Below are 4,789 nucleotides of genomic sequence, written 5' to 3' on the forward strand. Positions count from 1 at the left end.
AGATGTGAATAAGAGACAGCGCCCCGCCCCGCTCAAGCGCAGGAGCGCCACGTCCGTGGAGGCGTCGCGACCCACCACCTCGGCGGGGAACTCGCGGCCGTCCGCCAGCCGCACGGACACCTGCTGGAGGGGCACCTCGCGCGGGCCGCCCTCGGCCGGGCCGCGCGGGCGGGACGGGTTCACCAGCGGGCCCTGCGCGTTGGCCACCACGTGGTTGTTGGTGACGACCAGCCCGTCGGGCGTCAGCACGAAGCCGGAGCCGGTGGAGCGCTTCACCACGCCCGGCAGGGCCCCGGGGCCCACCGTGGTGATGTTCACCACGCTCGCCTCCACCGCGCGGATGAGCGGCGCCAGCGACGTGGGCGGCACGAAGTTCGGAAGGCCCGCGCTGCCGCCCTTGCGCTCGCGCCACAGGGCGGACGTGCCCGCCAGGCCCTCGTTGTTGGCGACGGGCGCGGGGGGCGGGGCGGCGGACCAGGCGATGTGCTCGCGCACCCGGGCCTGGAGCCAGGGCAGGAGCGGATCCTCGGAGGCCTGCGCCACCGGGGCGAGCGCCACCGCGAGAAGGACGCTGAGCAGTCGGACTTGCACGGGGCGGCAGCTTACACGGCGGGCCATGGCGTCAGGCCCCAACACGCACCCCGGGTCCCCCCTTCCCGACGCTGTGGCCAGGAAGGGGCGGAAGGAGGCGCGTCAGGCCTGGGCGGGGGCCACGTACCGGGCCACCTTCACCCGGGCGGGGCGGATGACGCGGTCCTTGAGGCGGTAGCCCGCGCGGACCTCGGCGACGACCTTCTGATCATCGTCCTGCACGGGGGTGATCTCCATGTCCACCGCCTCCGCCACGTTCGGATCATAGGGGCGGCCCACCACTTCAACGCGCTCGATGCCGGTGGACTGCGCCTTGGCCAGGAGGCTCTCGCGGATCATCCGCACGCCCTGGGCCAGCGGCGAGGTGTCCTGGTGGCTGGCGGCCAGCGCCAGGTCCAGCTCGTCGATGGCCTCCAGGAGCGTGCCGGCCACGTTGCCGCGCTCCACGTCGATCATCCGCTCGCGCTCGCGCGTCAGCCGCTGCTTGAACTCCTCGCGGTCCTTGTTGAGGTCCTGGTAGGCCCGGGCCAGCTCGTTCACCCGGCGGCGGGCCGCCTCCAGCTCCGTCTGGAGCCGGGCCACCTCGCCGTCCTGGCCGGACTCGTCAGGGGAGTCGGTGGAAGAGGCCTCCCCCGCCGCGTTGGCGGGGGGCTGCGTCTCCGGGGTCTCGTCGCTGCGGGGCTTGCCGTCCATTATCGAACCTGCACCAGGGGGTTGAAAGACCGGACCTCAGATGAGCGGCGCGAACGTAACCGTGAGGGCGGCCCTGTCAACGCGCCTAGTGGCTGGAAGGCGCCTGCGGTGGGGCCTCGGCCATGAAGCCGTGATCCACCTGCCCCGTCACCTCGTCGATGATCTCCACCTGGGCGGCCCTCAGCGAGTAGTAGAGGAGCCACCGCTCGGCGGCTGTCAGCGTCCCCGGAGGCAGCGCCTCCTCGATCTCCTGCACCGTGAGCCGGCCTTCCTTGAGGCCCTTGGCGAACAATGACTTCCGAGCGAGGTAGCTCTTCCCAATGCGGTTCTCCACGGCGACGCCTCCTTAAGGCTCAGGTCTCCTGAAAGTAATTTCGCCCACCGGCCACCGCAGGCTGGCGGTGCATCCGGTGGGCGAAGGTCTGCCCGGGGGGCAGGCAAGCACTCAGGAGTCGAGCTTGCCGTGGGTGTGCTGCGTGGGCGGGACGACGGGCTCGGCCTCGTTGCCGCCCACCGGGTGCGCGGAGATGACGGTGCGCGCCTCCGGGTGCAAGAGCCCTCGCTGGGCCAGGACCTTGGGCCCCAGGATGGTGACCATCGCCTCCTCCTCGATGACCTCCGTCGCCAGGAGCCGGGCGGCCAGCGCCTCCACCTTGTCGCGGTTCGCGTTGAGGACCTCGCGGGCGCGGTCGAGCGCCTCGGAGACCATCTTGCGGACCTCTTCGTCGATCATCCGCGCCGTCTGTTCGGAGTAGCTGCGCGATTCGGGCAGGGCCGCGGACCTCAGGAAGCCCGGCCCCTGCTCGCTGCTCAGCGCCACCGGACCCAGGCTGCTCATGCCGTAGTCGCGGACCATCATCTTGGCGATCTCCGTCGCCTGCTTGATGTCGTTGGAAGCGCCCGTGGACACCTCGCCGATGAAGATCTCCTCCGCGGCCCGGCCGCCCATCATCCCCGCCATCTTGTCGCGCAGCTCGTCCAGCGACATGAGGTAGCGGTCTTCCAGGGGCAGCGACATGGTGTAGCCCAGCGCCGCCAGGCCTCGCGGGATGATGGACACCTTCGTCACCCGCTCGGCGTACGGCAGCATCCAGCCCACCACCGCGTGGCCCGCCTCGTGGTGCGCGACGATCTCCTTCTCGCGCTCGTTCATGCGGCGGTTCTTCTTCTCCAGGCCCGCCACCACCCGCTCGATGGCCTCCTCGAAGTCCGCCCGCATCACCGCGTCGCGGTTCTTGCGCGCGGCGAGCAGTGCCGCCTCGTTCACCACGTTGGCCAGGTCCGCGCCCGCGAAGCCCGGCGTGCGGGAGGCGATCTGCTTCAGGTCCACGTCGGTGCCCAGCTTGACGCCCTTGGCGTGGATCTCCAGCACCCGCTCACGGCCGCGCTTGTCCGGACGGTCCACCAGCACCTGCCGATCAAAGCGGCCCGGGCGCATCAGCGCGCTGTCCAAAATCTCCGGACGGTTCGTCGCCGCCAGGATGATGAGGCCCGCGCGGCTGTCGAAGCCGTCCATCTCCGCGAGCAGCTGGTTGAGCGTCTGCTCGCGCTCGTCATGGCCGCCGGCCACGCCCGAGTTGCGGCTCTTGCCAATGGCATCCAGCTCGTCGATGAAGATGATGCACGGCGCCTTGGCCGTGGCCTGGGCGAAGAGGTCACGGACCCGCGCCGCGCCCACGCCCACGAACATCTCCACGAACTCCGAACCGGAGAGGTTGAAGAACGGCACCCCGGCCTCACCGGCGACAGCGCGCGCCAGCAGCGTCTTGCCCGTGCCCGGAGGGCCGACGAGCAGCACGCCCTTGGGGATGCGACCGCCCAGGCGACGGAACTTCTCCGGCGTCTTGAGGAACTCGACGATCTCCCGAAGCTCGTCCACGGCCTCGTCCACGCCGGCCACGTCCTTGAAGCCCACGCCGGTGTCGTTCTCCGCCTGCACCTTCGCGCGCGTCTTGCCGAAGCTCATGACGCTCTGCGGACCCTGGCCCATGCCGCCGGACATCCGGCGCATCATGAAGCTCCAGAAGAGGATCAGCAGGCCCATGGGGATGAGCCAGATCCACAACACCTCGCTGAAGCTCGACTGCGGCACCGCCTCGAACTGGATGCCCTTCTGCTCCAGCAGGGGCACCAGCCCCTCGTCACCGGGGACGCGGTACGCCATCCACGGCAGGGCGCTCGGCTCGCTGCGCAGCGTGCCCCGCTCCCCCGTTTGAGGCGGCGGCTGGGCATTGTCCTTGAGGAAACCCTTCACCCACTCGTTGGAGATCTGCACCCGGCTGAACTGGCCGTTCTCCACCGCGTCGCGCAGTTGGCTGTACGACACCCGGCGGACACCCGCGTCCTGAAACACGTTCCGGAACAGCAGGAACCCCAGCACGAGCAGGAGGATGTAGCCCAGTGGTGAGCCGAACTTGAACCCACCTTTCGTGGGTGTTGGCTTGTCGTTCTTCTTTCCGCGCGGGCCCATCCCCGGCGGCAGATCCTGTGGCTTCATCGTCGGCACGCTCGCCCTCCCCCTCCCCCGTACACACAGACACCATGTCGTGTGACGGTTCCCTTAGCCGGCCAAAGATGGTCACCCCCGCCAAGCCGTCAACCGGCGGGGATGAAGGGATGACAACTGAGGTGAGCTGGAGTGTCAGGTCAGCGGCAATCCACGCGGACCAGGGGCTCCCCCGTGAACTCGCTGCCCAGCAGGTAGCCGCGCCCGTCCTGTAGAAAGGTAATGGCTTCGGCCTGGGCCTGGCTCGCGCCGGGCACTTCCACCACCTGGCCCTGGATCAGCTCCTCCAGGCCCTTCGCGTCCGGACGGCGCACCTCCCAGACGCGGGTGTACGTGCGCACCAGCAGGCGCTCCCCGGACGGGTGCAGCGCGGCGCCGGTGGAGAGCCGGTCCACGTCCTCGGGGACGCGCAGGGTGCCCCGCTTCGTGGCCCGGCCCGCGCCGCCCGGCTTGAGCCCCTCCACCTCGTAGAGGTCGCCCAGCGAGGCGCGCGTCTTGGTGAGCACCGCGATGCGGCCCGAGCGCCCGTCGATGATCAGCGACTCGGCGTCGTGCGGACCGTCCACGTAGGTGAAGGGCAGCACCTCCACGGGGAGGGTGGCGTCCGCGACGGTGGCGGGCTCCGCGAGCCGGAGCAGCCGGACCTCCTTGCGGCGCTCGAAGTTGTCACCGGTGTCCGCGAGGAAGACGCAGGTGGCCTTCTCCCCCCGCGCGCAGGGCCCCACCGCCACGTCCTCGATGTCGCGCGGATCCAGGCCGGTGAGCGTCAGCGTGGCCTTCACCGCGCCCGTCTCATCCAGGGCGAAGAGTTCGAAGGCGTTGTTGGAGTCGTTGTGTCCCCAGAAGATGCCCGGGTGGCGCTGGCTCGCGGCCAGGCCGGACAGCTCCGGGACCTGCTTGGGCACGGCGCCCGTCTTCTTGCCGTCCGCGTAGAGCAGGCACCCTTCGAGGCCGGTGGCGGGCACCTGGGCCCCGGCGTCCGGTGCCTGGGGGCCGGTG

Annotated in this window: 5 protein-coding genes; all 5 read right to left on the reverse strand. The window is 70.4% G+C overall.

Annotation, left to right across the window (positions count from 1 at the left end; all coding sequences use genetic code 11):
* Window positions 1-618 (reverse strand): trypsin-like peptidase domain-containing protein (locus D7X12_RS39310; RefSeq protein WP_208719582.1); only part of this gene is annotated, 618 nt, incomplete at its 3' end.
* Between the two features lie 75 nt (window positions 619-693).
* Window positions 694-1,284 carry a nucleotide exchange factor GrpE gene (locus D7X12_RS39315; protein WP_120630279.1) on the reverse strand — a complete coding sequence of 197 codons (591 nt, stop codon included), beginning with the start codon at window positions 1,282-1,284 and terminating at the stop codon, window positions 694-696.
* Window positions 1,285-1,369: 85 nt separating this feature from the next.
* Window positions 1,370-1,618 (reverse strand): RNA polymerase sigma factor region1.1 domain-containing protein, encoded by a 249-nt coding sequence (locus tag D7X12_RS39320; protein ID WP_120630280.1) that lies wholly within the window; start codon window positions 1,616-1,618, stop codon window positions 1,370-1,372.
* A 111-nt stretch (window positions 1,619-1,729) separates the two neighbouring features.
* A complete protein-coding gene (gene ftsH / locus D7X12_RS39325; RefSeq protein ID WP_120630281.1) occupies window positions 1,730-3,781 on the reverse strand; it encodes an ATP-dependent zinc metalloprotease FtsH in 2,052 nt (683 codons plus the stop codon).
* Window positions 3,782-3,930: 149 nt separating this feature from the next.
* On the reverse strand, window positions 3,931-4,789 hold an 859-nt coding region (locus tag D7X12_RS39330; RefSeq protein WP_244225051.1), incomplete at its 5' end, for a hypothetical protein.

Origin of the sequence: Corallococcus sicarius, assembly GCF_003611735.1 — a bacterium.
Taxonomy (GTDB): Bacteria; Myxococcota; Myxococcia; order Myxococcales; family Myxococcaceae; genus Corallococcus; species Corallococcus sicarius.